Consider the following 24,488-nt stretch of genomic DNA (forward strand, 5'->3'; position numbering starts at 1 on the left):
TTAGTATGCGAGTAAAAGATATTACAGCTGTAGCCCTATTTGTAGCATTGATTGCGGCAATGGGTAAGGTGCCGCCTTTAGTCTTTGGCCCGGTACCAATAACGGCGCAGACCTTAGCGGTTATGCTAACCGGGGCGATATTGCAACCCAAATATAGTTTAATAACTATGCTGGTGTTTTTAATTATTGTTGCCTTTGGTATACCATTGATGGCGAGTGGCCAGGGCGGACTTACGGTATTTACCAACCAAGCTACCGGGTATGTGCTTGGTTGGGTTCCAGGGGCATTGTGTATTTCTATGCTATATAAATATTCAGGGACTAGATTAACTCCTTTGCGTGAGCTTACCTCTTTGGCTATAGGTGGTATCTTTGTTATTCATCTATGTGGTATAGCTTGGTTTGTGCATTATTTAGAAATGCCCTTAACAAAAGCATTTATATTAGACAGTGTGTATTTGCCAGGAGATATAATTAAAATTATCATAGCTTATTTAACAGCGTCTAATCTACGCAAGGCTTTACCGCAATTATTTCGGCGCAGCCAGTTAAAATAATTATTTTACAACTAACACTGGTAGCTGACTTAAGTTTAGTATTTCTTGTGCTTGGCTGCCTAGTAGCATGCGCGTTAAGCCAGTTCTGCCGTGCGATGCTATAATTATAATTTCCGCGCCATATTCATTGGCGCTGTCAATTATGCCTTGGGCTGCTATAGGATTTTCGGCATGTATGGCTTTAACATTGTCATAATACTGCTTAGCAATAGCGCAGCCCTGCTCTAAGATATTTTTGGCTTCTTTTGCTATGTCTGCATTAGTATCTTCAAATGCGCTTGCTGTGCCCGCATATTCAGGCTGTATGTCAATAGTATAGCTTGGTATCGCGCTGGTTACGGTTACTATAAATAGCTCAGCATTTAGGCCTTTGGCTAATTTTGCACCAGCTATTATGCCTTTTTCCGCTATCTTTGAGCCATCGGTGGCAACTAAGATCTTTTTGTACATTTTAATCCTTGCTTTAATAAATTTATGTATATTTTATATATATAAAGCTAAAGGAAATAATTAAAGAATATGAGCGATATTTGTTGGCGTAAAATGTTAATAAGGCTGCTGTGTTGGCTGAGTATTAGCAGTATATTTTTACCTTTTGCAAGTTTTGCTATAAATTATAATAAGCCATATATCTTGGTAGATATGCAATCTAGCCGCGTGGTAGCGCAAAATCGGGCGTTTGACCGCTGGTATCCTGCATCGCTAACTAAATTGATGACGGTGTATTTAACTTTTAAAGCTTTAAAAGATGGTGTTTTAACGAAAGATAGTAAAATTACTTTATCACGCTATGCGGTTTCGCAGCCGCCTAGCTGTTCTGGCTATCCAGCTGGCACTGTATTTAGTTTAGATACGGCTTTGAAGATTATGATGGTAAAATCTACCAATGATATTGCTACCTCTATAGGAGAATTAATAGGCGGGACAAGAGCAAATTTTGTTAAGCTAATGAATATGCAGGCTAGGCAACTGGCAATGAATTATACGCATTTTGCTAGCGCCAATGGCTTGCCGAATAGTGATAATTATTCTACGGCGCGTGATTTAGCTATTTTAGCCTGCGCTTTGCGCAGAGATTTTCCAGAATATAGCAATTATTTTTCTATAAATGCTATAAGATACGCTAATAGCCACAAGATAATGCTTAACTCTAATAATTTACTAGGGCGCTTTGTTGGTATAGATGGTATGAAAACGGGTTTTATCTGCGCTTCTGGCTATAATCTGGTAGCTAGTGCAACAAGAGCTGGGCGTACTTTAATAGCGGTAGTTTTGGGTGCTACAAGATTGGATATACGCGAAGAAACCATGGCGAATTTGTTGGAGACTGGCTTTCAACAGCAAACCATAAACGGTAAGCTATTAACAGAGCTTTTGCCTTTAGATTCTTATTCTACCCAGGCGCCGAATATCTCACAAGCCGTTTGTTCTCTTGATGCCTGGAAAAAACGTAGTAAATATCTAAATAAAAATGGCTTACCAATTTTAACTTCTCCCTATATCGCTCCCATGGGTACACAAATTACTGTAGCAGAAGTAGCGCCAATTTATGTACCTACGGTGGCTGTTAAAGTTACCCAGCAGGTCGTAACAGAAACTCAAGACGCGCTATAGGTGCGCTGAAATAACCAGTGTATTTTCGTTAATAGGCTAGGACGAAAAGTTAGTACAATTTGCTTAGTGGCTTGCGCGCCTTTTAGCGAAGCAAAATATATGGAATCTTCAATTTCTGCATCGATATTAGAGCAGCTGAATTGCCAAACATCACCTTGTTTTGCTTGTAAACATATATTGCCCATTGGGCTGTAGCTAAGCTCGATATCTGGATGTAAATGAAAACGCAGGGTGATCTGGTCGCTACCCTTTAAGCAGGCATCTTTTACGCCAGCTGTAAAAAATCTATCCATACCCTGAATAACATTACCGTCTAAAGTTAAGGTGAGCTTGCGCTCGTGCAGTAAATTGCATTTTTTTTTGTAGCCATCGTGGCTAGCAATAAAGCCAATTTGTTGCGGGCCTTTAATTTGCTCGCTAGAAACATTAAAATTGCCATTGATAACTAATTCATTATTTTTTTGGTCAAGGCTTATAAAATCACAGGCAGAACTATTGCTTATCGTGGCGGTAGAGTGCGCAGCGCTTAAGCGACCTAAATGCTTGTGTTCATTTTTTGCAAAATAATCTAGCCCCGCATTAACAATAAAGCTGTGTTTGCCAGATGACATTTCAAAAGAAAGACAGCCAGCGCCGCTATTATAAGAAGCATAAAAAGGTGGTGCTTTGCCGATATCCGCAATAATAGTTGTAGTTTCTGCATGTAGGCGCTGATAGCCTGAGTACGGGGCGTAGCTAAATGCCTCGCCTTGTGCCTCATCTAAGGCAAAAATACTGCTAAGTTTTTCTGGTAAAATAGCCCCTACGCCATTAAATCTAGCTATACTACCATCTTGATGGCAGAACATACGCAAGGCTGGTATCATGCGTTCGATAGCGTTATGAATTGCTATTGGAGCGGCTTGGCCCATATAATTGAAGCTGTAGCGTATAGAAAGTAGATCAAAGAGTAAATTTATTAACACAGTAGGGTTGCGGGAAATATGGCCGCCATCTGGATAAATTTGCTTATCAAGGCAGTTACTCAATTGCTTATAGATATATTGCCGTTTTTTTTCGTCTATATTCAAACTTATAGCTGCAAAACATAGCCCAATATAGGTTTGTAATTTTCTTTCGTTTTCTGGCATAGTTTTTGCAGAAATATACAAATATCGAAATTGGAAACTTAATGATTTAAGGAATTTTTTTATAAATTTACCCGAAGCACCCTCGACCAACATACGACAATGCGACAGGCAGGCGATAAGTCTGCGCGCTACTATATCCGGCCGCCATGGTGTTGTTCCAGCTTTATAATTGCAGCTATCTAACCACTCTTGTACCATAGCGCGCGCAAAGGTAGCTGATAATGGAGTTTTGGCACCCCTTAAATCGCGCAACCAGCTAAAATCATGTAAAGCTTCAGCAAATTCTAGAGTTGGTGGGTGTAAGGAAAATGGCGAAGCTCCCCCAGCTTGGACCATGCGGCCACCAAGCGCAAAATTGCCTAGATAAAACTCTCTTATCTGCTCGGCATTAATAGGGTGAAAATCGGCAGCTTCTAGCAATATTTCAAAAGTTTTAAAAGATTTGAAACGCCAGCTAGGTAACGGCCCGACTTTGAGTTTGCATAGACCAAAATGCTGTTTTAGCAATTCTGTTTTTAAGAAATCTTTGGCTGATTGGAATGGTTTATTAATTGCAACTGAAATAGCCACAGTTTATGTCCCTATATTTATATTTTACTATAGGAATGTTTTAAGCCAGTAAGGTGAATGAAATATTAATAGCTAGGTTGATTTAACTAAGCGAGCTATAAAAAATCCGTCCATTGCCCCCGGCAAATGCGGAAAGATTTTTGCAAAATCACTTGGACTAGTACGCAAAAAGCCTTCTTTGGTGATAAAGCTTTGTAATTGCGGGTAATTGCTAAAGATATCTTCATCGATAGTGAATTTTTTTAAGGTCAAATTATTATTTTGTTTTAATAGCTTTTCAATCATATTTTCGCCTTCCAGCTTGGCGAGCGAGCAATTAGAAAAGATAATAGTGCCGCCGATTTTTACATATTTTGCAGCAGCTTGTAACATTTGATATTGTAAGTTACTCAAGCTTTTAATATCCTCTGGTCCTTTGGTCCATAATATGTCACTATTTTTATTTATGGTTCCAGTAGATGAGCATGGAGCATCTAGAAGCACAGCGTCGAAGAAGTTGTGATGCTTATAGGTTTGAAAATCTGTATTTATAAGCTCAGCGTGCATTTGGAGGCGCGCCATATTTTCCCTTAGCCTTTCATAGCGGCTGGGGTTGATTTCAAAAGCTGTAACTTTTGCGCCCTGATTAATTAATTGCGCAGCTTTGCCACCTGGAGCAGCGCATAAATCAGCTATATTATTAAATTCTTTTTTGTTTAAAAATAGGGCCGCTATAGTAGACGCACAATCTTGTACCCACCATTCACCCTCTTCGTAGCCTTCTAATTTTTGTATATTAGTTTTGCAGCTATTATTTAGCCTTATGCTATTCCCCCATAATATTGTTGCCTCTAGCTTTTGCGCCCAGTTTTTTGGCTGTGTTTTTACAGTAAGGTCTAGGGCAGAGGGCTTATTTATAGCCTTTGCAATAGCCTCTGCTTTATCTGCTCCGTAATCCTTTACCAATAGATCGCTGAACCATTTGGGCAAATTTTGTAATTGTTGTTTAAAAAATTTATTTTCTAATTTATTAGCAGTAATATCCCGTACAACAGAGCGCAATATCGCGTTTACCAATTTATGAAAGCGCTGCATTCGTGGGTCTTGCTTAGCTAAATCCACGGCAATATTTATTGTGGCAAAACTCGCAACGCGTAAATACAATAACTGCGCTAAGCTTATATGCAGAAGATAATTCAATCTACTAGCGCCTAGCGGCAAAGGTTTTTTTAAATAATCTTTTAGTATATGTTCGATTTGTTGCCGATGCCGCAAAGCTGTCTGCAATATTGCTTTTACCAAAGAACGATCTGAGGGGTTTAACTTTAAATAATTATGCGCGCCGCCACTATTATCCGTAAGACCGCTTAAAGATGTTCGCTTTTCAATTATTATTGTATAGAGTTGCAGGGCTACTTTTCTAGCCTCAGCTCCGCGAGTGATTTTTGATTTATCCTGTTCCATAATTATGCTATATATTATAATTAGCCTAAATGGAAGGAGTCATGCAATGAAGTTAGCTATAGATCAAAATTTGCAAGCAAAGAGGGCATTGGCAGAGGCTGCAGCACGACGTAAAATCGCAGAACAAAATTTGGCTAATTTACCAAAAGAGCTAGGCGGGCGCGATGGGCCGGACCCAGTGCGTTATGGCGACTGGGAACTAAAAGGCAGAACCATAGATTTTTGATCCAGCTTATGTGCGACTGCCAAATAGAGCAGACCCTATGCGTATGTCCGTAGCGCCGAATGCTATTGCTGTGCGATAATCTTTTGACATACCCATCGAAAGATTGGTAAGGCTGCATTTACTGGCCAATTTATTAAGCAAGGCAAAATATATACCGCTAGCTTGTGTTGCTGGCGGTATACACATTAGACCTATTATGTTCAGTTTTAAATCATTACGGCAATAACTAACAAATTCTTTTGCTTCTAAAGGCGCTATGCCAGCTTTTTGCGTCTCTTCCCCGATATTGATTTGTATATAATAGCGTAGATATTTTTGTTGCTGCTGTTCTTGTTCAGCCAACAGCGCTGCAATTTTTTCACGATCTACGCTTTGTATTACATCAAATAGCTGCATGGCTTGTTTTGTTTTATTTGATTGTAACGGGCCGATTAAATGTAGTTCGATATCGCTATAGAGCTTGCGTAATGGGGGCCATTTTTCCTCTGCTTCTTGTACTCTGTTTTCTCCAAATCGTCGGTGATTTAGCCGTAATAGCTGCTCACAACTATTGGCTGGTATGGTTTTAGACACGGCAATAAGCCTTGGAATGCCAGCCACTTGATTAGTTTGCTTAATATCGTTTAAGATATTTTTATAATTCTCTTCTATCATTCCGATGTCTGTTCTTTAAATAAGTATAGATCTATGCTAACATAATAATGTTAGTAATATACGATTTGTGGATAAAAATGAATACTATAGAGCGCTATAATCCTAAAGCTACAGAATTAAAATGGCAAAAAGCTTGGGCAGAAACGAAGCTGTTTGAGTTAGAAACTACCTTGGAACAAGGGCAAAAGCCCTATTATGTACTAGAAATGTTTCCTTATCCTTCTGGGCGCATACATATGGGACATGTTCGTAATTATACTATGGGCGATGCTGTGGCGCGCTTTAAAATGGCCTGCGGTTACAAAGTCTTGCATCCTATGGGGTGGGACGCTTTTGGGATGCCAGCAGAAAATGCAGCTATGCAAAACAAGGTACAACCCAGAGACTGGACTTATAGCAATATAGCCGCTATGCGCACGCAGCTGAAGGCGCTTGGGTTGTCTATAGATTGGAGCCGTGAATTTGCTACTTGTGATGAAAATTATTATGGTTTTCAGCAACAATTATTTTTGGACATGTATGAGCATGGTTTGGTAAAGCGTAAAACGGCAAAGGTAAATTGGGATCCTATTGATCAAACTGTGCTAGCCAATGAGCAAGTAATAAATGGCCGCGGTTGGCGATCTAACGCGCTAGTCGAAACCAAAGAGCTAACACAGTGGTTTTTTGCCATTACCGATTTTAGTGAAGAATTGTTGCGGGGTTTGGATGAGCTGAAGGAATGGCCTGAAAAAGTTAAAATAATGCAAAAAAATTGGATAGGTAAATCGCAAGGTCTATCCATGCGTTGGTTATTTGCACAGTCCAGTTGTGAGTTCGTAGCGGCTTTAGATGCTAAGCATGCAGAATTTATAGAAATATATACTACTAGGGCTGACACTATATTTGGCGCTTCTTTTATTGCTATTTCACCTGATCACGCTTTGGCAAAGCTTTTAGCTCAGCATGATGAGAATTTAAAGGAATTTCTTGCCGAATGCGCTCAGGGCGCAACAGATACTGAATCGCGGGATAAGGCAGAAAAATTAGGCTATTTTACGTCGCTTTATTGCCAGCATCCTTTTGATCCGCAGTGGAATGTTCCGGTATATGTAGCCAATTTTGTATTAATGGAATATGGTAAGGGGGCCATTTTTGGTTGCCCAGCGCATGACCAGCGGGATTTAGATTTTGCGCATAAATATGGGCTACCAGTTAAGCCTGTAATATTACCGTCAAACATAGCAAATGCAGAATTTAACATTGCTGATAAAGCCTATGTTGGCGAAGGCACGCTTATAAACTCTGAATTTTTGAATGGTATGGGCTCTGCCCAAGCAATTGCAGAGGTTAGCGCCCGTCTTGGCAGTAGATTAATAGGGCAGTTGCCACAGGCAATAGAACAAACGCAATATCGCTTACGTGACTGGGGTATATCCCGTCAGCGTTATTGGGGCTGCCCAATTCCGATAATATATTGCCAAGATTGTGGGGTACAACCAGTACCGCGTAGCGATTTGCCAGTTAAACTACCTTTAGATGTTACCTTTGATGTACCTGGTAATCCGTTAGAACGTCACTCTAGTTGGAGCAAAGTCGCTTGCCCGCTGTGTGGCAAGATGGCGCGTAGAGAAACTGATACTATGGACACTTTTGTCGATTCATCTTGGTATTATGCTCGATTTATAGCCCCGCACAATTTAACGGCTATAGATAAAGCTTTAAGCAGTGTGTGGTTACCAGTTAAGCAATATATAGGAGGTATTGAGCACGCGATATTGCATCTATTATATGCCAGATTTTTCGCGCGAGCCATGGCGCGTATAGGCAATTTTGCTACTGACGTTACAGAGCCGTTTCAAGGTTTATTTACCCAAGGTATGGTTGTGCATGAAACTTACAAGACAGCGATGGGTAATTTTGTTGCGCCAGATGAATTAAGCATAGAAGAAATAGATGGAAAGCGGGTAGCTAGGCTAAGAGATACAGGCGAAATTGTTGAAATCGGGCCGATAGAAAAAATGTCTAAATCGAAAAAAAATGTTGTAGACCCCGACGATATAATAGAAGCTTATGGAGCTGACACTGCGCGTTGGTTTATGTTGTCTGATTCACCGCCAGAACGTGATGTAATTTGGACGGACGCAGGCGTAGAGGCAGCGCATAGATTTATTCAGCGTTTGTGGCGTCTTATAAAAGCTGGGCAGGGTGCGCTGGTGAATGTAGCGCCTGTTACTTATCGCGGCTCTGACGAAGCTGTACTGAAAATAACCAAAGCGGCGCATGCGGCTGTAAAGGCTGTAAAGGATGATTATGAAAAGCTCGCCTTCAACCGTGCGGTGGCAAGGATTTATGAATTGGTGAATATTTTAGAGCCTGGTCTGTTGAAAATACCGCCAGAGGCGCAAGCAAAGGCAGCCATTAGGCAGGCATTAGATTTTTTATTGATTATATGTGCTCCGATAATTCCACATATAGCGCAAGAGGGCCATGCGGCGCTGGGCGGCGCTGGGTTTATTGCGCAAACTGCTTGGCCAGTTCACGATGAGTCTTTATTAAGCTCTGATTTGTTTACTTTGCCAATACAGGTTAATGGAAAGAAACGTGGCGAAATTGTTGTGTCAAAGCTTATTTCGGACGAGGAATTGAAGCTACAAATTTTGCAATTAGATTGGGTCCGTAAATTGTGCCAAAATGCTGCGCCAAAAAAGATAATTATCGTAAAACAGAGAATAGTAAATGTGGTGTTTTAACTGGCTAAAAAATTTATTGCTTACCATTACTCTGGTCTCTAGCCTAAGCGCCTGTGTAGTGCGCCCAGTTTATAAAAGCGATAATGTGGTTGCTCCTACTGTATTGTCAAATATAGCTCTTAGTAAACCAACAGATAGATTTACACAAATTATCGATAATAAGTTGGTAGATTTGTTGCACACTGCCAGCACGAATAAAAATAATAAATATAAACTTAAAGTTACTGGGCAATATAATTATCGCACTAACTTAATAGGCGCAGATCGAATGAATCTAGACGTAAGTGCCCAGGCAATTTCTGGCATAGTAGAAGCTACGGGTAGCTATGTGCTAGAAACAAATTCAGGGCGTAAATTAGCTTCGGCCGTTGTACGTTCTGCAACATCCTATGATAGGTTAGAACAGGAATATGCGAATTTAAAAGCACGCGAGCGTGCTACCATGCGTGTGGCAGAAGATTTAGCTGAGCAAATCTATATGAGCTTAATGGCCTGGCAAGTTAAGCCAGCTAAAGCGATGTCTAGGTAAAAAATAGGTGCCCCGCCTTAGGCAAACGGGGCACCGACTAGCTAATTTAGTGGCAGTGATGCTTGCCGCGGAACGAGCATATAGCTGCGGTTAAAGCGCCCAACCCTATAAGCAGTGCCGTATAGCCAGTTGGATGCTGCTTGGCGCTATAGCTTAGATCTTGTGCATGGCCGCTAAGACGGTGCATAAGTTTTCTGCCGCCATATTTTAAAGATTCTGTAAAGCTATCAAAATCTTCTGGCATTTCATGGCGTAACCTACGGCCGTGATGCTTTGTTAAGGCCTTGATTTCACGCTTTAGTGCATGGATACGTTTTTGCGCATCATGTGTTGAACCGTAATCATTATCTAGAAAATCCATTTTATACTCCTTTGTACTAAACTTAACTGTGTCAAACACTAACTAAATAATATTTGCTAAGTTCCATTATACATATTATTATATTTAGCAGTGTCAGCTATAAGGAAGATAATATGCAGAGCGCAGCAACTATAGATCAGCCATATTATAGCGCGGCTTTTGCTAGGCATAAAACCGTGCCAGTTAAAGTAGGAAATATCCTTATTGGTGGTAATAATCCTATTGTGATACAATCCATGACTAATACCGATACAGCCAATATAAAAGAAACAGTGGAGCAGATTGTTGCGTTGCACAAGGCTGGGTCAGAATTGGTGCGTATTACTGTAGATAGAGATGATTCTGCAAAAGCTGTAGCACCTATAGTTGAAGAATTGGCAAAGCGCTCTTTAGATGTGCCCTTGATAGGAGACTTCCACTATAATGGCCATGTGCTGCTAAGCCAATACCCAGATTGTGCGAAAGCTTTGGCGAAATATCGCATTAATCCTGGCAATGTAGGTTTTGGTGAGAAAAAAGATAAGCAATTTGCGAATATTATTGAGTGTGCTCAGCTTCATGGTAAAGCTATACGTATTGGCGTAAATTGGGGCTCGTTAGATCAAGAATTGCTTACCAGCTTAATGAATGATAATATCAAAAATTCTACGAATTTGAGTTCTAAAGAGATTTTGTATGAAGCTATGGTGCAGTCAGCTTTGTTGTCGGCAAAGTTTGCTGAATCTTTAGGCCTTGCTCGGGAAAGAATAATTTTATCTGCAAAGGTAAGTCAAGTTCAAGACTTAATAGCGGTATATACTATGTTAGCCCAGCGTAGTGAATATGCTTTGCATCTAGGCCTTACAGAGGCCGGAATGGGTTCGAAAGGCATTGTCGCCTCTAGTGCTTCTATGGCGATTTTATTGCAGCAAGGTATAGGGGATACCATACGGGTTTCTTTAACACCGGCGCTTGGTGGGGATCGGTGTAAGGAGGTTATAGTAGCACAAGAATTGCTGCAAGTTATGGGTTTTCGCCAATTTATGCCCGTAGTTTCTGCTTGTCCTGGCTGTGGCCGTACTACCTCTACAGTTTTTCAAAGTTTAGCTGAAAAAATTCAGCGCGATATAAAGGAAAACATGGAGGATTGGCGTAAAAAATATGCTGGCATAGAGAAGCTAAAGGTCGCTGTAATGGGATGTATAGTCAACGGGCCTGGCGAATCTAAGCATGCTGATATAGGGATATCTTTACCGGGGACGGGTGAAGAACCTGCAGCGCCGGTTTTTGTGGAGGGGAAAAAAGTTGCCACGTTGCGTGGTAATAATATAGCGGAGCAATTTGAAGGTTTTTTGCGGGAATATATAGAAAAAAGGTTTAAAAAGAGCGATCTTTAATAAAATCAGCCATAGCTTTTAAATCATTGGCTCGTTCTCCAAAAGGCGCCAGTAGTTTTTTTGCCTCGGCCAATAGACCGTGCAATTGTTCTTTAGCCATTTCCAATCCATAGAGCGAAGCTATGGTAGCTTTGCCAGTTTTGGCATCTTTGCCAGCCGTTTTACCAAGGCTTTGGCTAGTACTGGTTAAGTCCAAAACATCGTCTGCTAATTGAAAGGCAAGCCCTATGGCAGAACCAAACGCTTCGATAATTGCTACCTCCTCTTCGCTGGCCTGGCTAATGATAGCTCCAGCTTTGGCCGAAAAATTAAATAGCGCACCAGTTTTCATAGCATGTGTTAGTAAGATTTCTTGCTCATTTGCGATTTTATTTTCATTAGCTAAATCCAAAATTTGGCCGCCAACCATTCCGCCTAGCCCCGAAGCTCTACTAAGCTCTAAGATCAATTGTAGCTGGCTTGCTGGGCTTAGCCCTGCTTGCGGTGTGGCAAGAATATCAAAAGCTAAAGTTAAAAGGGCGTCGCCCGCTAAAATAGCCGTGGCTTCATCAAATTTTTTATGTACGGTAGGCTGGCCACGTCGTAAATCATCATCGTCCATAGCTGGCAAATCGTCATGTATCAAAGAATAACAATGTACTACTTCGATTGCACAAGCTACGTGCAAGGCGGCTGATTCGTTGCCATTAAGTAGTTCGGTGGTTTTTAATAATAAAAATGACCGTAATCTTTTGCCCTTATTTAATAAGGCATAGCGCATTGCTGCTAATAATTTTTGGGGTCGGGCTAGCTCGAATTTTTGTACATTATGGGTTAGTATTTCTTTTAAACCTGCGTCTATGCGGTTTGCATAATTTTGTAACTGGGTGTGAAAAGTAAGCATAATTGTACAATAGTTAACTTAATTAGAGCGGTACTATAAAGTTTTATAATGGTTTCTTTAAGAAAATGCTAGTAAAGTTATTTTAAATAGTATATTTTACTTGTATTTCTGCCAAAATACTTTGGCATTGGATAATTTGTTGTAATTTGAGGAATATATAATGGCTGTACCTAAACGAAAAACTTCGCCTTCTAAACGTGGTATGCGTCGTTCGGCAGATGCGTTGAAAGCGCCTACTTATGTTGAAGATAAGGTTTCTGGCGAATATCGTCGCCCGCATCATATTGATCTAAAAACTGGTATGTATCGCGGCCGTCAAGTTTTATCTATAAAAGAATAAGTCACTTATGCGCAGAAATGTTGCCGATTTTTTGATTTTATATAAATAGTAAGGTTGGTTGAATGTGTGAGCGGCTAAATGGGGATAAAGCTTTTGATGGCTTATTAGCCGATAGTAATGCAGCTTTAACTTTAGATCTAAAGGGCGTTGTACGCTACAAGAGTAATGTATTAGCTCAACTAATTATCGGGGACGATTTTTATCAACCAAAGCTTATTTTAGATGAATCCTTGCTTGCCGATGCTGCTATAGATCATGAAGTGTATAAGAGACGTTTGCTGGGATTTGTTGCCGCCGAGCTTGCTGTTGCTTTGGCACCAATAACTAAGTTGCAAGATTTGCAATTTACTCATACTATAGCCAAAGAAATAGCATCTAGCTTGGTACAGCATCAAGGTATTGTCCCGCGGGGATTGATTGCTGACAAGCTTGAAAAAATGCAACAAGAAGCGCGGGCTGAATTACGTAAATTGGGCGTGCGGTTTGGTCGGTTTCATGTATTTTTATATGATATAATAAAACCAGCCTCGGTGAAGATTTTGCTAATGCTGTGGGCGATTAATAACGCAGCTAGTGCAGAAACTGATGCGATTAATGAGGCCAGCTGTAATATATTGGAGGAGTTAGAGCTTGGGCGTACTACGTTTTTGTACGACTCAGCCGTTCCGAAGAAGCTCTATAATTTGGCTGGGTATGAGTTCTGGGATGAATATGCTATGAGGGTAGACATAGCAGAGCGTTTATCTACTTATATCCAAGAAGCTTTGTCTTGGCGCAAAGGGCAAGAAGTTAAACCTGCTGGAGCTTATGATGGGCATAATTTTGTGCTAACGCCTTGGGCTCTTTCTTTATTGGGTTTAAGCTATGATAATCTGGTAAAGATTTTAACAGCTATGGGCTATATGCGTAAAACAATTGAGTTGCCGCAAGATTTTCATGGTGAGGTGGCAAAAATACCAGAAAGAGCTACTCATATAGAAATCGCTGAAAATAAACCTATAAGCAGAATTGATATTTGGTCTTTTACTAGAGGAAAGGACCGGTCCAGGGCGAATTTTAAACGCAAAAAATTTGTGAAAGTAGATTCTCCATCAGATGGTTTCCGTAAACGGCCTTTTAACCAAAGGGTAGTTAATTCGCCTTTCGCTCCGCTAGCGAAATTACGGAAAGAATTAACTTTATCAGCAAAAAATAATAACAATAAGAGTTAATTTGTTATTGAATATTGTAGTTTTTTGCTAAGGGAGAGTGTAATTATATGACCTATGTGGTATTGGACAATTGTATTCGTTGTAAATTTACTGATTGTGTAGAGGTTTGCCCCGTAGATTGTTTCTATGAGGGGGAAAATATGTTAGTAATTAATCCCGAAGAATGTATAGACTGCGGTGTTTGTGAACCGGAATGTCCAGCCGAGGCTATAAAAGCTGACACAGAGCCCGGGTTAGAGAATTGGCTAGAACTTAATACAAAATATTCCTCTATATGGCCAAATATTACTACAAAGCGAGATCCATTGCCAGAAGCCAAAGAAATGGATGGCGTTTTGAATAAGTTTGAAAAATATTTTTCTCCAAATCCTGGGTCAAAATAATAAATTTAATCTATTAGAAACTTCATTGTTTAGTTGATTAACTAGCCGTTTTGTTATATCATTGTTAATATTGATTAACACCATCGATCAGGATTTATAATTGTGTAAGCTTTGCTTTTTTGGTTAAGTAGAGCTTTTTGTGCTCGGTTTGGTAAAATTTTAAAATAAATTTAAGGATATATAAATGGCAGATAACTCAAAGGCAACTAAACGCGACTTCAAGGCTTTGGAATATATAGTTTACCCGGCCCATGGGGTAGGCCAGATAGAGGCTATAGAGAAGCAGGAAGTTGCTGGACAAAAACTTGAGTTGTTTGTTATTCGGTTTGAAAGAGATAGGATGCATGTAAAAGTGCCGGTTAATAAAGCTATTGCTCTTGGTATGCGCAAATTAGTTACACATGATACGGCAGAAATTGCTTTGAAAACTCTTTATGGAAAGGTTAAAGCAAAGCGTGCTATGTGGTCGCGTCGGGCGCAGGAGTATGAAGCAAAAATTAATTCAGGGGATATTTTTGCGTTGGCCGAGGCAGTGCGCGATCTTTTTAAATCTCCTAGCCAAGCTACCCAATCTTATTCTGAAAGACAGCTTTATGAGGTGGCGATAGATCGTTTCTCTCGTGAAATTGCCCTAGTGCGAAAAATTTCACTAGAAGCTTCTATTCAAGAAATTGAAAAACAATTAGAGGATTCGGTTGAGAGAAAATTAAAAAGCTCTGCGACTGTTGCTGTAAGGCAAGATAAAAATAATGTTGTTGTCGCGGCCTAATTATCTTGTAAATATTGCTTTTTCGGGCTTTTCTTAATAAAATTTAAAATAAATCTTGCGATTGTTGTAAAAGAAGTATAGATTCTATGCAACAAAGTAGTGTGTAAAGCGTTCTCGAGTAATATTGAGCTAATTCTAGCTTAAGTTGTTATAAAAAGAGGTAGAGGATGCACATGCAAGAATGTATTTCAGCGGCACGTAGCCCCAGCGGCAAAAGTAGCAAGGCTGATAGTCCGCAAAGTGGGCAGCAGCTTAATCGCACTATTCTAAAAGCCTCGATGTCTGCGCCTTATTTAGGGAAGGAAGAAGAGCTAAATTTGGTGGCCCGTTGGCGAGGTAATGACGAAAGTGAAGCATTACACGAAATAACGACGGCTCACATGCGGTTGGTGATTTCCATAGCAGCCAAATTTAGGCGTTATAATTTGCCAATTGGCGATTTGGTACAAGAGGGTTGTATTGGCTTGCTGGAGGCTGCGGCAAGATTTGACCCACAGCGCGAGGTGCGATTTTCTACTTACGCAACGTGGTGGATCCGTGCTTCTATCCAAGATTATATTTTGCGCAATTGGTCTATAGTGCGCGGTGGCACTAGCTCGGCGCAAAAGTCTTTGTTTTTTAATTTACGTAGATTACGCGCTAAGCTTACTGCAGAGAACAAAAATTTATCTAAGGATGAGTTATATAACAAAATTTCTAGTAAATTAGGTGTCTCTGTTCAGGATGTTGAAACTATGGATTTTCGTTTTTCTTCAAATGATAATTCCCTTAGTAGCCCTGTAGTGCAAGATGAAGATGTTACAATCCAGAAAATTGATATGTTGGCTGACCCAATGCCGTTGCAAGATCAATTAGTAGAGCGTAGTATAGATGGCAAGCGGCGGAGTTTATGGTTGCAAAAGGCGCTTCGTGTATTAAATGCTAGGGAGTTGCAAATAATTCAAACTCGTCGTTTAGGAGAAGATCACGTTACCCTAGAATCCTTGGGGTTAACCCTAGGTATTTCTAAAGAGCGGGTAAGGCAGATAGAGGCACGGGCTATACAAAAATTGCGTACGGCGCTGCTCGCTCATAATGAGCAAACGGCGTATTATTTTTGAGGAGTTAAAAAGCTATGGGTGCATATACTATATTGCTAGGAGGCGATTTGGTAGCAACGCCAAGGTTGCGAGAGCAAGTTAAGCACAGTAAATTAGTCGCAGCCGATAGTGGAATAAAACATGTGGCAGCTTTGAATATGAAGCCGAGCCTATGGGTGGGAGATTTTGACTCCTGCACTCCGCAAGAGCTTGAAAAATATAGTGGAGTAGAAAAACTTAGCTTTCCCAGTAGCAAAGATAAAACAGATGGCCAAATAGCTATTGAAGCGGCTTTAAGCAACGGCGCAACCGAGCTGATATTATGCGGGGCCTTTGGTGGACCTAGGCTTGATCATTGTTTAGCTCATATCGCTATGTGCATGGCTTTAACCGAGCGCGGTATAAAGGTTTTATTGACTAGCGGTAATCAGGAAGGTCGAGCCTTGCTACCAGGGGCAACGATTTATGACTGGCCTGTAGGTACACAATTTAGCATTATAGGTTTATCCAAATTAGACGGGCTGGCTATTGAGGGCGCTGAATGGTCTATAGATAATTTGCAGCCTTTAGATATAGATTTTGGTTCTACACATACTTTATCTAACATAGTGCGTGGAACTTTAAAGCTTCAATTGAGTTTAGGTAAAGCAGTAATAGTAGCGGCGTTAAATCAGTAAGTGGCCAGGGCTCTGGCCGCTTTACATTAGAACTACTTATGTAGGGTAAATAGCAAAGGAAGAAAATGATGAAAAATAAATTAATGACTATTGGTGTAATTGCAGCTTTATGCGCAAGCGCAAGTGCGTGTACGCAAACAGAGCAAAGAACTGTGGGCTATGGGGCAAGCGGTGCAGCTTTAGGTGCTTTGGCTGGTGGGGCGCTTTCCGGTTCTGGCCGTGGTGCTTTGGCTGGTGCGGCTCTAGGCGGTGCAGCAGGCGCTGTTGTAGGTACAGCTGCTACGCAAAAGCATGTGGTATATGCAGAGGATGACGGGGTAGAGCGCGTGCATGTTAGAAGAATGCATCATCATCCTGTGGGATCTGTAGCTACTGTAAAAGTTACGCAAACCCGTACACCAGCTAGCTATTGCGACCATAAAGATGCATATGGCGAAGTTTATAGAGCGCCTTGCTAATACAGCATTGCTGGTAACTAAAGCGGCTCCTTTGCGAGCCGCTTTTTTTGTGCCTAAGATAGGCCTAGGGCCTCTTTATATAATTCAAGAATAGCTTCTTCTTCTTTTCTTTCATGGTCTTCTTGCTTTCGCAGCTTAATTATGCTTTTTACTGCTTTTGCGTCAAACCCTGCGCTTTTTAGCGAATTATAGACTTCTTTGATATCGTCTGATATGGTTTTTTTTTCATTCTCTAGATGCTCTATCCGCTCAATAAAAGAGCGTAACTGGCCAACGGCTATAGATTGTGCTTCACTTGAGATATCACTCATTATTTTCCTCCGGAAACTATATTAACCATAAAAACTGTTAGCACTATGTGGTAAAATTCTAAATATATGATAAATATATAGAAAACTGGTAAGGTATTATGATAAAAATTATAGCGGCTGTTTTTTTCTTGGTAATTATATTTTCCCAAATAGCCTATGCGGAGTTTCGGTTGTGCAATGATACGCAGGGCGTAGTTACCGTGGCTTTAAGTTATCAAGATAAAAGCGAATGGGTAACAAAAGGTTGGTGGCGGGTGGCGCCTTTAAACTGCAGTGCTCTTATTAAAGAACCTTTGAAAGCTCGCTTTTATTATTTGCATGCAGAAGATGCAAAAAATGAAGGCCGCTGGGAAGGGCCGATTTTTTTGTGTGTGAAAGACGAAAAATTCAATATTACGGGTGTTAAGAATTGTTATGTCCGCGGATTTCAAAAAGCCGGATTTCAAGAGATAGATACCTTATCACAAGCGAATTGGACAGTTCATCTAAAGGATAAAAAATCTAGTTAGTTTGTTCCAAAGTCAAGCTTTCCGCTATTGCCTTGATTTTTTGTGCTGCCTCTAAGATGGCTTTGGCGGTATTAGCGGTGTCTTTGGCTGTTAAATCTTCAAGCTCTTTGGTTAATTTTTTTTGCTTAAGCCTTGCATAGGTAAGTTCATCTATTGCCATTAGAGCCGCCATGATTGCCGCTTGCTGGTGATGCATTTCGCCAAACTCTGCTCGTATGTTGCTGATATATTCGCCTAGCCTTTGCGTTAGTTTGATTATATAATTTTGCTGACCTTCTTCACATTCTAGGTGGTAAGTTTTTTGATCTATATGTACAGTAATACGTGCCATGGTTTAATTTTACTCTTGGCTTTCTAGAATATCGCGCAACAATTCCATTGTGCCGATAAGCTTTTTCGCGACTTCATTATTCGCAGCTTCCAATTTTGCTCTTGCTTCTTCGCTTTTTTTTAGGGCCTGTGCTAGAATCAGTTTTTCCGTGTGCTGTGCGCTTATTGGTTGTTGCGCTATAGCTGTTTCTAATAAATTGACACAATGCAAAAGATATGCTGTTGCTTGCTGTATGCTATCATGGTTGTCTTCTGTGTTATTCTGTTTTAATTTAGTCATGAAATGAATGTGGCCTATATAAACAAGATATACATTATAATATATACATTGACGGTAAAAATATAGTATAATATATAGCACAGTTATGCAATTATCCGTTAAGAGTAAATCGATGAAAAATACCCCCCTGCAGGAACAAATGGCTAATGCTATACGGTTTCTTTCAATTGACGCTATAGAAAAAGCTAATTCGGGCCATCCAGGATTGCCTATGGGGGCTGCTGATATTGTTACCGTACTTTATACAAAATTTATGCGACATGACCCCCAAAATCCTAATTGGATAAACCGCGACAGGTTTGTTTTGTCGGCTGGGCATGGTTCTATGTTGTTATATTCCTTGTTATATTTAACGGGATATGAAGATGTTACTTTAGATGAAATTAAAAATTTTCGCCAATTAGGCGCAAAAGCGGCAGGGCATCCCGAATATGGTCATATAAGAGGCGTTGAAACTACAACTGGCCCTCTAGGACAAGGCTTGGCCAATGCTGTTGGCATGGCTTTGAGTGAGCGTATGTTAAATGCTCGCTTTGGTGATTTGATAAATCACTATACTTATGTGCTGGTTGGAGATGGCTGCTTGATGGAAGGTATCTCGCAAGAGGCAATTTCCTTTGCTGGTGCTTTTGGTCTTAGTAAATTGATCGTATTTTGGGACGATAATAATATTTCTATAGATGGCGAAATTAGCTTGTCTGATAAGACGGACCAAGCCGCAAGATTCGAAGCTTGTGGCTGGGAAGTTATTAAGATAGACGGACATAATTCCGAAGCTATAGCTAAGGCAATAGAAAAAGCACAAAAATCTGAAAAACCTACGTTAATCGCTTGTAAAACTATTATTGGGTTTGGCGCGCCAAATAAGGCCGGCACCAATTTGGTACATGGAGCGCCGCTGGGGGAGGAAGAAGCGGCAGCTGCTCGTAGTAATTTGGGCTGGACTTGTGAGCCTTTTACTGTGCCAGAAAATATTTTAGACGCTTGGCGATTAGCTGGTTTGAGTGCTGCCAGACATTTTCAAGATTGGCAGAAACAGTTAGAAGCGTTGGATACGGATTTAAGCGCAGAATTTATGCGTTTAGTTAGACGAGATCTACCTGGTAATTTTGATAGCACTATAGCGCAATATAAGCAAGATTTGACTGAAGAAGTACCAAATATAGCCACAAGAAAGGCTTCGCAATTAGTATTAGAGGTAATAAATGGCATAGTACCAGAACTTATAGGCGGCTCGGCAGATTTGACTAGTTCAAATAATACCAAAACCTCTCAAACATCGGCTGTTTCTGCAGAGGATTTTGCGGGTCGATATATTCACTATGGTATTCGGGAACATGCTATGGGAGCGATTATGAATGGTATTAGCCTTTATGGAGCTTTCATTCCATATGGCGGCACCTTTTTGTGTTTCTCTGATTATGCTAGACCTGCTATGCGCTTATCCGCCTTGATGCAATTACGTGTGATTTATGTAATGACTCATGATTCTATTGGTTTAGGCGAAGATGGGCCTACGCATCAGCCAGTTGAGCATTTGGCAAGTTTGCGTGCGATTCCAAATCATAATCTGTTTCGTCCGGCAGATGCTATAGAAACTTTAGAATGTTGGCAACTTGCGTTAGTTACGAAAAATACTCCATCTACCTTGGCATTATCTCGACAGAATTTACCGACCGTAAGGACAGAATTTGAAGAAGAGAATCTTTGTGCCTTAGGTGCATATGAGATAAAAACGGCTGGCGAAGATGCTCAAGTAACTATATTTGCCTCAGGGTCAGAGGTAGAGATTGCCCTACGTGCAGCTAAATTATTAGAAGAAGATTCTATTGCTACACGTGTAGTTTCTGTGCCATGTTTTGAGCTATTTGAACAACAATCTGCATCATACAAAAGGGCTTTGATTGGAAACTCTCCGATAAAGGTAGCGGTAGAAGCTGCAATCGAGCTTGGTTGGTCTAGATTTATAGGTCTAGATGGTATATTTGTTGGGTTAAATAGTTTTGGCGCTAGTGGTACATTAAAGCAGCTTTATGAGCATTTCGGTATTACGCCAGAACATATAGTTAGTTTAGTAAGGGATAGGCGTTTGCAACGAGACCCAGTTTTGGACTAAAGATTTAAATGTAGGAGAAAGCGATGAAAGCGCGTATAGCTATAAATGGGTTTGGCCGTATTGGTCGTACTGTCACGCGGGCTATTTTTGAAAATAAGCGCGATGATATAGAGTTAGTTGCTATAAATAGTCGCAGTGATAATGAGATAAATGCTCATTTATTGCGATATGACAGTGTACATGGACGTTTTTCTTACCCTGTGCAGGTTACAGAAAAATCCTTTATTATAGCTGGTAAAACTATAAGAGCTACATCTGAATCAAACCCTAGCCAAATAGCTTGGCGAGATTTGGATATAGATATAGTATTAGAATGTACTGGCGTGTTTACAAGTCGCGATAAGGCTGTTGCATATTTACAAACTGGTGCTAAAAAGGTTTTGGTTTCAGCGCCTTCGGTAGGGGCAGATTTAACAGTAGTTTACGGTGTTAACAATAAAGAGCTTACAAATGAGCATATTATTGTTTCCAACGCTTCTTGTACTACTAATTGTTTGGCACCAGTGGCAAAAATTTTGGATAGGCATGTGGGGATAGAGCATGGCTTTATGACAACCATCCATTCCTATACTGGTGATCAGCCTACTTTAGACAGTGCGCATAAGGATTTTTATCGTGCTCGCGCGGCTGCTTGCTCTATTATACCTACCTCTACTGGCGCTGCGAAAGCTGTGTCGTTAGTATTGCCAGAGCTAGCTGGTAAACTAGATGGGGTAGCTATACGCGTGCCTACCCCAAATGTTTCTTTAATAGATTTTACTTTTACTGCTAAAAAATCGACTAGCGTAACAGAGATCAATGAAGCTATGAAAGCCGCTGCGTATGGCGATATGAAAACTATACTTGCCTATACAGAAGAAAAATTGGTGAGTAGCGATTTTGTGCATGACCCGCATTCAGCTATTTTTCATGCTGATCAGACTAGAGTAATGGATAATAAATTTTGTCGTGTGGTTGCCTGGTATGACAATGAATGGGGCTTTTCTAATCGGATGTTGGATGTTGCGGTAGCTATGAAAAATACTTGAGGAAAATGGCATGCGTTTCAAAACTTTAGATGAAATTTCCGATGATGTGAATCGCGCATTAGTGCGGCTTGATTTAAATGTGCCGTTTAGCGAGGGACGAGTTACAGATACTACGCGTATCGAGCGTGTAATACCGACTATATCTAAGCTTTTAGCAAAAAATATACAAATAGTTATGTGCTCGCATTTTGGCCGGCCAGAAGGTAAGCGACAAGCAGAATATTCGCTAAAGCAAATTATTCCTGCCTTAGAAGAAGTTTTGGGTATGCGGGTGAGTTTTATTGATGATATTGGTTTTCCTGTGCCAGTTAACGGATCTGGTTTATATTTGTTGGAAAATACTAGATTTTATTCTGGCGAGATAACAAATGATATAGAATTTGCTAAAAAATTGGCAACTTACGGAGATGTATACGTAAATGACGCTTTCTCAGCTTCGCATAGAGCACATGCCTCTATTGTGGCTATTGCACAATTATTACCTGCTTATGCAGGTGTTGCTTTAGGTCAAGAATTGTCGGCATTGCGCACAGGCTTAGAGCAGCCAGTTAGGCCAGTAACGGCTATTGTGGGCGGCGCTAAAATCTCTACAAAAATTGACTTATTATCTAGCCTTATGGAGAAAGTAGATAATTTGATTATAGGTGGCGGCATGGCAAATAGTTTTTTAGCTGCTAAACAGCTTGCTGTTGGAAAATCGCTGTATGAGCCAGAGGCTTTAAATAAGGCTAATATGATATTGGATAAGGCTGCTGAATTAGACTGTAATATTATCTTACCTATCGATGTCGTGGTTGCTTATGAATTTGTAGCTAATACTAGACATGAAGTGATGTCTGTAAATAGAGTGCCAAGAGAGGCCATGATAGTTGATATTGGCCCAGAGACTACTAAGTTTATTATAGAGATTTTAGCTGCTAGTGAAACCTTAATATGGAATGGACCTATGGGCGCTTTTGAGTTAAAGCCATTTGATAAGGGTACTACAGAAATAGCGCAATGGGTTGCAGAGCGTACTAAAAACGGTCGGTTGCTTTCTATCGCTGGCGGTGGTGATACAGTATATGCACTTAGTAAGGCGGGTGCGGTTGACAGATTTACATATGTATCTATGGCGGGGGGTGCATTTTTAGAATGGATGGAAGGTAAAACTTTGCCTGGTATAGCAGCGCTTAGCAAATAAAAAAGGGGGATATATGCTAGATAATATTGAAACTATAGCTAATTACTTAGTAAGTGATGGAAAAGGTATTTTAGCAGCCGATGAGAGTAACGCGACAATAACTAAACGATTTGTGGCTATAGGTGTAGATTCTACTTATGAATCTCGTCGTGATTACAGGGAAATGTTGTTTCGTACTTCTAATGCTATGAAGAATTATATATCAGGTGTTATATTGTATGATGAAACCATACGCCAGAAAGCAGCAGATGGTCGCATGTTGACTGATTATATAACCGAGGCTGGGGCTTTAATAGGCATAAAGGTAGATATAGGAGCAAAATCTTTAGCTAATTTTGCTAATGAAACTATTACAGAGGGCCTAGATAATTTACGTGAAAGGCTTAAAGAGTATCATGCTATAGGTGCGCGTTTTGCAAAATGGCGAGCTGTTATAGCTATAAATGATAAGGACTTACCTAGCTATAGCGCCTTGCGGCAAAACGCCCAAGCCTTGGCGCGCTATGCAGCTTTGTGCCAGGAAAATGGTATAGTGCCGATTGTAGAACCAGAAATTTTAATGGACAGTCCCCCGGCCACACATAATATTGCTAGATGCTATGATGTGACTACAGCTACGCTACATGCTGTGTTTGAAGAATTGTTTGTCGCTAGGGTAAAGTTTGAAGCTATGGTGCTAAAACCAAATATGGTTATAGACGGTATGAATAATCGTATAGCTTCTGCTCAACAAGTAGCGGCTAATACAATTTCGTGTTTAAAAAATGTGGTGCCAGCAAGCGTGGCTGGTATAGCCTTTTTGTCCGGTGGGCAGAGCGAAATAGAAGCTACAGAACATCTTGATATCATGAATCGCCAAGTTGACCTACCATGGAAATTAAGTTTTTCCTACGGCCGTGCGCTACAAGCACCCGCGTTAAAGGCGTGGGCTGGTCGTAAAGAAAATGTTGCGCTAGCCCAGCAAGCATTTGAAAAACGTGCCAGAATGAATTTTCTAGCTGCGCAAGGTAAATGGTCGCTGCACGAGGAAACATCGCAATAATTCACGCTGTTATTGTTTGCTACTCGTTTTTATCTGGCATATCGTCGCCAAATATATCTAGGCGTTCTGTAAAGGAAGCGGGCAATAAGGTAGAGTTAGTTTTTTGCTGCGTGGCGGCTATTGTGGCAGCTTTTTTTATTTCAGCATCTAAATCTATTTGTGAACAGAGACCCAGAGTTACAGGGTCGGCTGCAACTAAATTTGCCGAATTCCAATGCGTTCTATTGCGCACCTGCTCAATAGTTGATTTAGTTGTACCTAATAGGCGTGTGATTTGTGCATCTTTTAGTTCTGGATGATTGCGTATTAGCCATAAAATAGCATTTGGTCTGTCATGCCGTTTTGATAATGGAGTATAGCGCTTTCCTTTTTGTTTTTTTGCGGGCAGATGAGCTTGCGATGTTGATAATTGCAAGTGATAATTTGGATCTTTTTCGCCTTTGCTTATCTCTTCTCTAGAAAGTTGGCCGCCTATTATTGGGTCTATTCCGCGGATAATCTGTGTAGTTTCTTCATCGGCAATAGCTTTAACTTCTAAGGGATGCAAATTACATAAATTAGCGATTTGGTCAAAAGTTAATGAGGTATTGTCTATCAGCCATACAGCCGTAGCTTTTGGCATAATAATTTGTGCAGCCATTTTTTATAATCCTTTTTAATTATAGCGTATATTTTATAAACTGTTTTGCTCTAAGGT

The 24,488-nt window shown here is 40.4% G+C and carries 28 protein-coding genes; 18 read left to right on the top strand and 10 right to left on the bottom strand.

From position 1 onward, the window contains the following. Window positions 1–5: 5 nt before the first annotated feature. Window positions 6–557, top strand: a complete 552-nt coding sequence (locus tag QVL57_RS03315) for a biotin transporter BioY (protein WP_290075705.1) — start codon at window positions 6–8, stop codon at window positions 555–557. Here QVL57_RS03315 and QVL57_RS03320 read toward each other — a convergent pair whose 3' ends face one another. After that, entirely contained in the window at window positions 558–1,007 is a 450-nt protein-coding gene (locus tag QVL57_RS03320; protein ID WP_290075707.1) for a universal stress protein, read from the bottom strand. A 69-nt stretch (window positions 1,008–1,076) separates the two neighbouring features. On the opposite strand from QVL57_RS03320, the gene QVL57_RS03325 reads away from it, so the two are divergent. Continuing rightward, the gene (locus tag QVL57_RS03325; protein ID WP_290075708.1) at window positions 1,077–2,171 is read left to right on the top strand and encodes a D-alanyl-D-alanine carboxypeptidase family protein; all 1,095 of its coding nucleotides are present in this window, start codon (window positions 1,077–1,079) and stop codon (window positions 2,169–2,171) included. On the opposite strand, the gene QVL57_RS03330 is transcribed toward QVL57_RS03325, so the two are convergent. Continuing rightward, window positions 2,156–3,871: a heparinase II/III family protein gene (locus QVL57_RS03330; protein ID WP_290075709.1), complete on the bottom strand. Its 1,716-nt coding sequence runs from the start codon at window positions 3,869–3,871 to the stop codon at window positions 2,156–2,158. The two genes, QVL57_RS03325 and QVL57_RS03330, sit on opposite strands and share 16 nt — an antisense overlap. 72 nt (window positions 3,872–3,943) lie before the next feature. After that, window positions 3,944–5,314 carry an RsmB/NOP family class I SAM-dependent RNA methyltransferase gene (locus QVL57_RS03335; protein ID WP_290075711.1) on the bottom strand — a complete coding sequence of 457 codons (1,371 nt, stop codon included), beginning with the start codon at window positions 5,312–5,314 and terminating at the stop codon, window positions 3,944–3,946. A 46-nt stretch (window positions 5,315–5,360) separates the two neighbouring features. On the opposite strand from QVL57_RS03335, the gene QVL57_RS03340 reads away from it, so the two are divergent. After that, a complete protein-coding gene (locus QVL57_RS03340; RefSeq protein ID WP_290075713.1) occupies window positions 5,361–5,540 on the top strand; it encodes a DUF1674 domain-containing protein in 180 nt (59 codons plus the stop codon). A 6-nt stretch (window positions 5,541–5,546) separates the two neighbouring features. On the opposite strand, the gene QVL57_RS03345 is transcribed toward QVL57_RS03340, so the two are convergent. Then, window positions 5,547–6,194: a YggS family pyridoxal phosphate-dependent enzyme gene (locus QVL57_RS03345; protein WP_290075715.1), complete on the bottom strand. Its 648-nt coding sequence runs from the start codon at window positions 6,192–6,194 to the stop codon at window positions 5,547–5,549. Window positions 6,195–6,271: 77 nt separating this feature from the next. Between QVL57_RS03345 and leuS the strand changes: the two genes are divergently transcribed. Both leuS and QVL57_RS03355 read left to right on the top strand, forming a co-directional pair. Then, the gene (leuS, locus tag QVL57_RS03350; protein ID WP_290075717.1) at window positions 6,272–8,926 is read left to right on the top strand and encodes a leucine--tRNA ligase; all 2,655 of its coding nucleotides are present in this window, start codon (window positions 6,272–6,274) and stop codon (window positions 8,924–8,926) included. Further along, window positions 8,913–9,455 carry a hypothetical protein gene (locus tag QVL57_RS03355; protein WP_290075719.1) on the top strand — a complete coding sequence of 181 codons (543 nt, stop codon included), beginning with the start codon at window positions 8,913–8,915 and terminating at the stop codon, window positions 9,453–9,455. The genes leuS and QVL57_RS03355 overlap by 14 nt, the downstream gene beginning before the upstream one ends. A gap of 46 nt (window positions 9,456–9,501) precedes the next feature. On the opposite strand, the gene QVL57_RS03360 is transcribed toward QVL57_RS03355, so the two are convergent. Beyond that, the gene (locus tag QVL57_RS03360; protein ID WP_290075720.1) at window positions 9,502–9,816 is read right to left on the bottom strand and encodes a hypothetical protein; all 315 of its coding nucleotides are present in this window, start codon (window positions 9,814–9,816) and stop codon (window positions 9,502–9,504) included. Window positions 9,817–9,929: 113 nt separating this feature from the next. Between QVL57_RS03360 and ispG the strand changes: the two genes are divergently transcribed. Next, complete coding sequence (gene ispG, locus QVL57_RS03365; RefSeq protein WP_290075721.1) at window positions 9,930–11,192, top strand: flavodoxin-dependent (E)-4-hydroxy-3-methylbut-2-enyl-diphosphate synthase; 1,263 nt, start codon at window positions 9,930–9,932, stop codon at window positions 11,190–11,192. On the opposite strand, the gene QVL57_RS03370 is transcribed toward ispG, so the two are convergent. Next, window positions 11,173–12,075: a polyprenyl synthetase family protein gene (locus QVL57_RS03370; protein ID WP_290075722.1), complete on the bottom strand. Its 903-nt coding sequence runs from the start codon at window positions 12,073–12,075 to the stop codon at window positions 11,173–11,175. The two genes, ispG and QVL57_RS03370, sit on opposite strands and share 20 nt — an antisense overlap. A gap of 160 nt (window positions 12,076–12,235) precedes the next feature. On the opposite strand from QVL57_RS03370, the gene rpmF reads away from it, so the two are divergent. The 7 genes from rpmF (at window position 12,236) to QVL57_RS03405 (ending at window position 16,992) form a co-directional block, all read left to right on the top strand. After that, entirely contained in the window at window positions 12,236–12,415 is a 180-nt protein-coding gene (gene rpmF / locus QVL57_RS03375; protein ID WP_290075724.1) for a 50S ribosomal protein L32, read from the top strand. A 62-nt stretch (window positions 12,416–12,477) separates the two neighbouring features. Beyond that, window positions 12,478–13,626 (top strand): hypothetical protein, encoded by a 1,149-nt coding sequence (locus tag QVL57_RS03380; RefSeq protein ID WP_290075726.1) that lies wholly within the window; start codon window positions 12,478–12,480, stop codon window positions 13,624–13,626. Window positions 13,627–13,673: 47 nt separating this feature from the next. Further along, window positions 13,674–14,009, top strand: coding sequence for a ferredoxin FdxA (fdxA, locus tag QVL57_RS03385; protein WP_290075728.1), 336 nt, complete (start codon window positions 13,674–13,676; stop codon window positions 14,007–14,009). Window positions 14,010–14,193: 184 nt separating this feature from the next. Beyond that, window positions 14,194–14,778: a CarD family transcriptional regulator gene (locus tag QVL57_RS03390; RefSeq protein ID WP_290075730.1), complete on the top strand. Its 585-nt coding sequence runs from the start codon at window positions 14,194–14,196 to the stop codon at window positions 14,776–14,778. 173 nt (window positions 14,779–14,951) lie between these two features. Then, window positions 14,952–15,878 carry an RNA polymerase factor sigma-32 gene (locus QVL57_RS03395; RefSeq protein WP_290075731.1) on the top strand — a complete coding sequence of 309 codons (927 nt, stop codon included), beginning with the start codon at window positions 14,952–14,954 and terminating at the stop codon, window positions 15,876–15,878. A 14-nt stretch (window positions 15,879–15,892) separates the two neighbouring features. Continuing rightward, entirely contained in the window at window positions 15,893–16,534 is a 642-nt protein-coding gene (locus tag QVL57_RS03400) for a thiamine diphosphokinase (protein WP_290075733.1), read from the top strand. A gap of 65 nt (window positions 16,535–16,599) precedes the next feature. Continuing rightward, the gene (locus QVL57_RS03405; protein WP_290075734.1) at window positions 16,600–16,992 is read left to right on the top strand and encodes a hypothetical protein; all 393 of its coding nucleotides are present in this window, start codon (window positions 16,600–16,602) and stop codon (window positions 16,990–16,992) included. A 53-nt stretch (window positions 16,993–17,045) separates the two neighbouring features. Here QVL57_RS03405 and QVL57_RS03410 read toward each other — a convergent pair whose 3' ends face one another. Continuing rightward, a complete protein-coding gene (locus tag QVL57_RS03410; protein WP_290075735.1) occupies window positions 17,046–17,303 on the bottom strand; it encodes a DUF2312 domain-containing protein in 258 nt (85 codons plus the stop codon). 98 nt (window positions 17,304–17,401) lie between these two features. On the opposite strand from QVL57_RS03410, the gene QVL57_RS03415 reads away from it, so the two are divergent. Further along, window positions 17,402–17,812 carry a DUF1036 domain-containing protein gene (locus QVL57_RS03415; protein ID WP_290075737.1) on the top strand — a complete coding sequence of 137 codons (411 nt, stop codon included), beginning with the start codon at window positions 17,402–17,404 and terminating at the stop codon, window positions 17,810–17,812. Here QVL57_RS03415 and zapA read toward each other — a convergent pair. Both zapA and QVL57_RS03425 read right to left on the bottom strand, forming a co-directional pair. Then, window positions 17,805–18,143 (bottom strand): cell division protein ZapA, encoded by a 339-nt coding sequence (zapA, locus tag QVL57_RS03420; RefSeq protein WP_290075739.1) that lies wholly within the window; start codon window positions 18,141–18,143, stop codon window positions 17,805–17,807. The genes QVL57_RS03415 and zapA overlap by 8 nt on opposite strands. 9 nt (window positions 18,144–18,152) lie before the next feature. Beyond that, a complete protein-coding gene (locus QVL57_RS03425; protein ID WP_290075741.1) occupies window positions 18,153–18,422 on the bottom strand; it encodes a hypothetical protein in 270 nt (89 codons plus the stop codon). A gap of 112 nt (window positions 18,423–18,534) precedes the next feature. Between QVL57_RS03425 and tkt the strand changes: the two genes are divergently transcribed. From tkt to QVL57_RS03445, 4 genes are read left to right on the top strand one after another with little or no spacing between them, the layout of a single operon-like run. After that, window positions 18,535–20,538, top strand: coding sequence for a transketolase (tkt, locus tag QVL57_RS03430; protein ID WP_290075743.1), 2,004 nt, complete (start codon window positions 18,535–18,537; stop codon window positions 20,536–20,538). A 23-nt stretch (window positions 20,539–20,561) separates the two neighbouring features. Beyond that, window positions 20,562–21,566 (top strand): type I glyceraldehyde-3-phosphate dehydrogenase, encoded by a 1,005-nt coding sequence (gene gap / locus QVL57_RS03435; RefSeq protein ID WP_290075744.1) that lies wholly within the window; start codon window positions 20,562–20,564, stop codon window positions 21,564–21,566. Window positions 21,567–21,576: 10 nt separating this feature from the next. Then, complete coding sequence (locus QVL57_RS03440) at window positions 21,577–22,749, top strand: phosphoglycerate kinase (RefSeq protein ID WP_290075745.1); 1,173 nt, start codon at window positions 21,577–21,579, stop codon at window positions 22,747–22,749. Between the two features lie 13 nt (window positions 22,750–22,762). Beyond that, window positions 22,763–23,791: a class I fructose-bisphosphate aldolase gene (locus tag QVL57_RS03445; RefSeq protein WP_290075747.1), complete on the top strand. Its 1,029-nt coding sequence runs from the start codon at window positions 22,763–22,765 to the stop codon at window positions 23,789–23,791. Window positions 23,792–23,810: 19 nt separating this feature from the next. Here the strand turns inward: QVL57_RS03445 and QVL57_RS03450 are convergent, their stop codons facing one another. After that, window positions 23,811–24,431 (bottom strand): cell cycle transcriptional regulator TrcR, encoded by a 621-nt coding sequence (locus QVL57_RS03450; protein ID WP_290075749.1) that lies wholly within the window; start codon window positions 24,429–24,431, stop codon window positions 23,811–23,813. Window positions 24,432–24,488 lie beyond the last annotated feature (57 nt).

Origin of the sequence: Bartonella sp. TP (genome assembly GCF_030406085.1) — a bacterium.
Lineage (GTDB): Bacteria > Pseudomonadota > Alphaproteobacteria > Rhizobiales > Rhizobiaceae > CALTWN01.

Bases quoted from the DNA above. Each gene is read 5' to 3' on its own strand.
- QVL57_RS03315 (WP_290075705.1), top strand. From the start codon at position 6: ATGCGAGTAAAAGATATTACAGCTGTAGCCCTATTTGTAGCATTGATT.
- QVL57_RS03320 (WP_290075707.1), bottom strand. From the start codon at position 1,007: ATGTACAAAAAGATCTTAGTTGCCACCGATGGCTCAAAGATAGCGGAA.
- QVL57_RS03325 (WP_290075708.1), top strand. From the start codon at position 1,077: ATGAGCGATATTTGTTGGCGTAAAATGTTAATAAGGCTGCTGTGTTGG.
- QVL57_RS03335 (WP_290075711.1), bottom strand. From the start codon at position 5,314: ATGGAACAGGATAAATCAAAAATCACTCGCGGAGCTGAGGCTAGAAAA.
- QVL57_RS03340 (WP_290075713.1), top strand. From the start codon at position 5,361: ATGAAGTTAGCTATAGATCAAAATTTGCAAGCAAAGAGGGCATTGGCA.
- QVL57_RS03345 (WP_290075715.1), bottom strand. From the start codon at position 6,194: ATGATAGAAGAGAATTATAAAAATATCTTAAACGATATTAAGCAAACT.
- leuS (WP_290075717.1), top strand. From the start codon at position 6,272: ATGAATACTATAGAGCGCTATAATCCTAAAGCTACAGAATTAAAATGG.
- QVL57_RS03355 (WP_290075719.1), top strand. From the start codon at position 8,913: ATGTGGTGTTTTAACTGGCTAAAAAATTTATTGCTTACCATTACTCTG.
- QVL57_RS03360 (WP_290075720.1), bottom strand. From the start codon at position 9,816: ATGGATTTTCTAGATAATGATTACGGTTCAACACATGATGCGCAAAAA.
- ispG (WP_290075721.1), top strand. From the start codon at position 9,930: ATGCAGAGCGCAGCAACTATAGATCAGCCATATTATAGCGCGGCTTTT.
- QVL57_RS03370 (WP_290075722.1), bottom strand. From the start codon at position 12,075: ATGCTTACTTTTCACACCCAGTTACAAAATTATGCAAACCGCATAGAC.
- rpmF (WP_290075724.1), top strand. From the start codon at position 12,236: ATGGCTGTACCTAAACGAAAAACTTCGCCTTCTAAACGTGGTATGCGT.
- QVL57_RS03380 (WP_290075726.1), top strand. From the start codon at position 12,478: ATGTGTGAGCGGCTAAATGGGGATAAAGCTTTTGATGGCTTATTAGCC.
- fdxA (WP_290075728.1), top strand. From the start codon at position 13,674: ATGACCTATGTGGTATTGGACAATTGTATTCGTTGTAAATTTACTGAT.
- QVL57_RS03390 (WP_290075730.1), top strand. From the start codon at position 14,194: ATGGCAGATAACTCAAAGGCAACTAAACGCGACTTCAAGGCTTTGGAA.
- QVL57_RS03395 (WP_290075731.1), top strand. From the start codon at position 14,952: ATGCAAGAATGTATTTCAGCGGCACGTAGCCCCAGCGGCAAAAGTAGC.
- QVL57_RS03400 (WP_290075733.1), top strand. From the start codon at position 15,893: ATGGGTGCATATACTATATTGCTAGGAGGCGATTTGGTAGCAACGCCA.
- QVL57_RS03405 (WP_290075734.1), top strand. From the start codon at position 16,600: ATGATGAAAAATAAATTAATGACTATTGGTGTAATTGCAGCTTTATGC.
- QVL57_RS03410 (WP_290075735.1), bottom strand. From the start codon at position 17,303: ATGAGTGATATCTCAAGTGAAGCACAATCTATAGCCGTTGGCCAGTTA.
- QVL57_RS03415 (WP_290075737.1), top strand. From the start codon at position 17,402: ATGATAAAAATTATAGCGGCTGTTTTTTTCTTGGTAATTATATTTTCC.
- zapA (WP_290075739.1), bottom strand. From the start codon at position 18,143: ATGGCACGTATTACTGTACATATAGATCAAAAAACTTACCACCTAGAA.
- QVL57_RS03425 (WP_290075741.1), bottom strand. From the start codon at position 18,422: ATGACTAAATTAAAACAGAATAACACAGAAGACAACCATGATAGCATA.
- tkt (WP_290075743.1), top strand. From the start codon at position 18,535: ATGAAAAATACCCCCCTGCAGGAACAAATGGCTAATGCTATACGGTTT.
- gap (WP_290075744.1), top strand. From the start codon at position 20,562: ATGAAAGCGCGTATAGCTATAAATGGGTTTGGCCGTATTGGTCGTACT.
- QVL57_RS03440 (WP_290075745.1), top strand. From the start codon at position 21,577: ATGCGTTTCAAAACTTTAGATGAAATTTCCGATGATGTGAATCGCGCA.
- QVL57_RS03445 (WP_290075747.1), top strand. From the start codon at position 22,763: ATGCTAGATAATATTGAAACTATAGCTAATTACTTAGTAAGTGATGGA.
- QVL57_RS03450 (WP_290075749.1), bottom strand. From the start codon at position 24,431: ATGGCTGCACAAATTATTATGCCAAAAGCTACGGCTGTATGGCTGATA.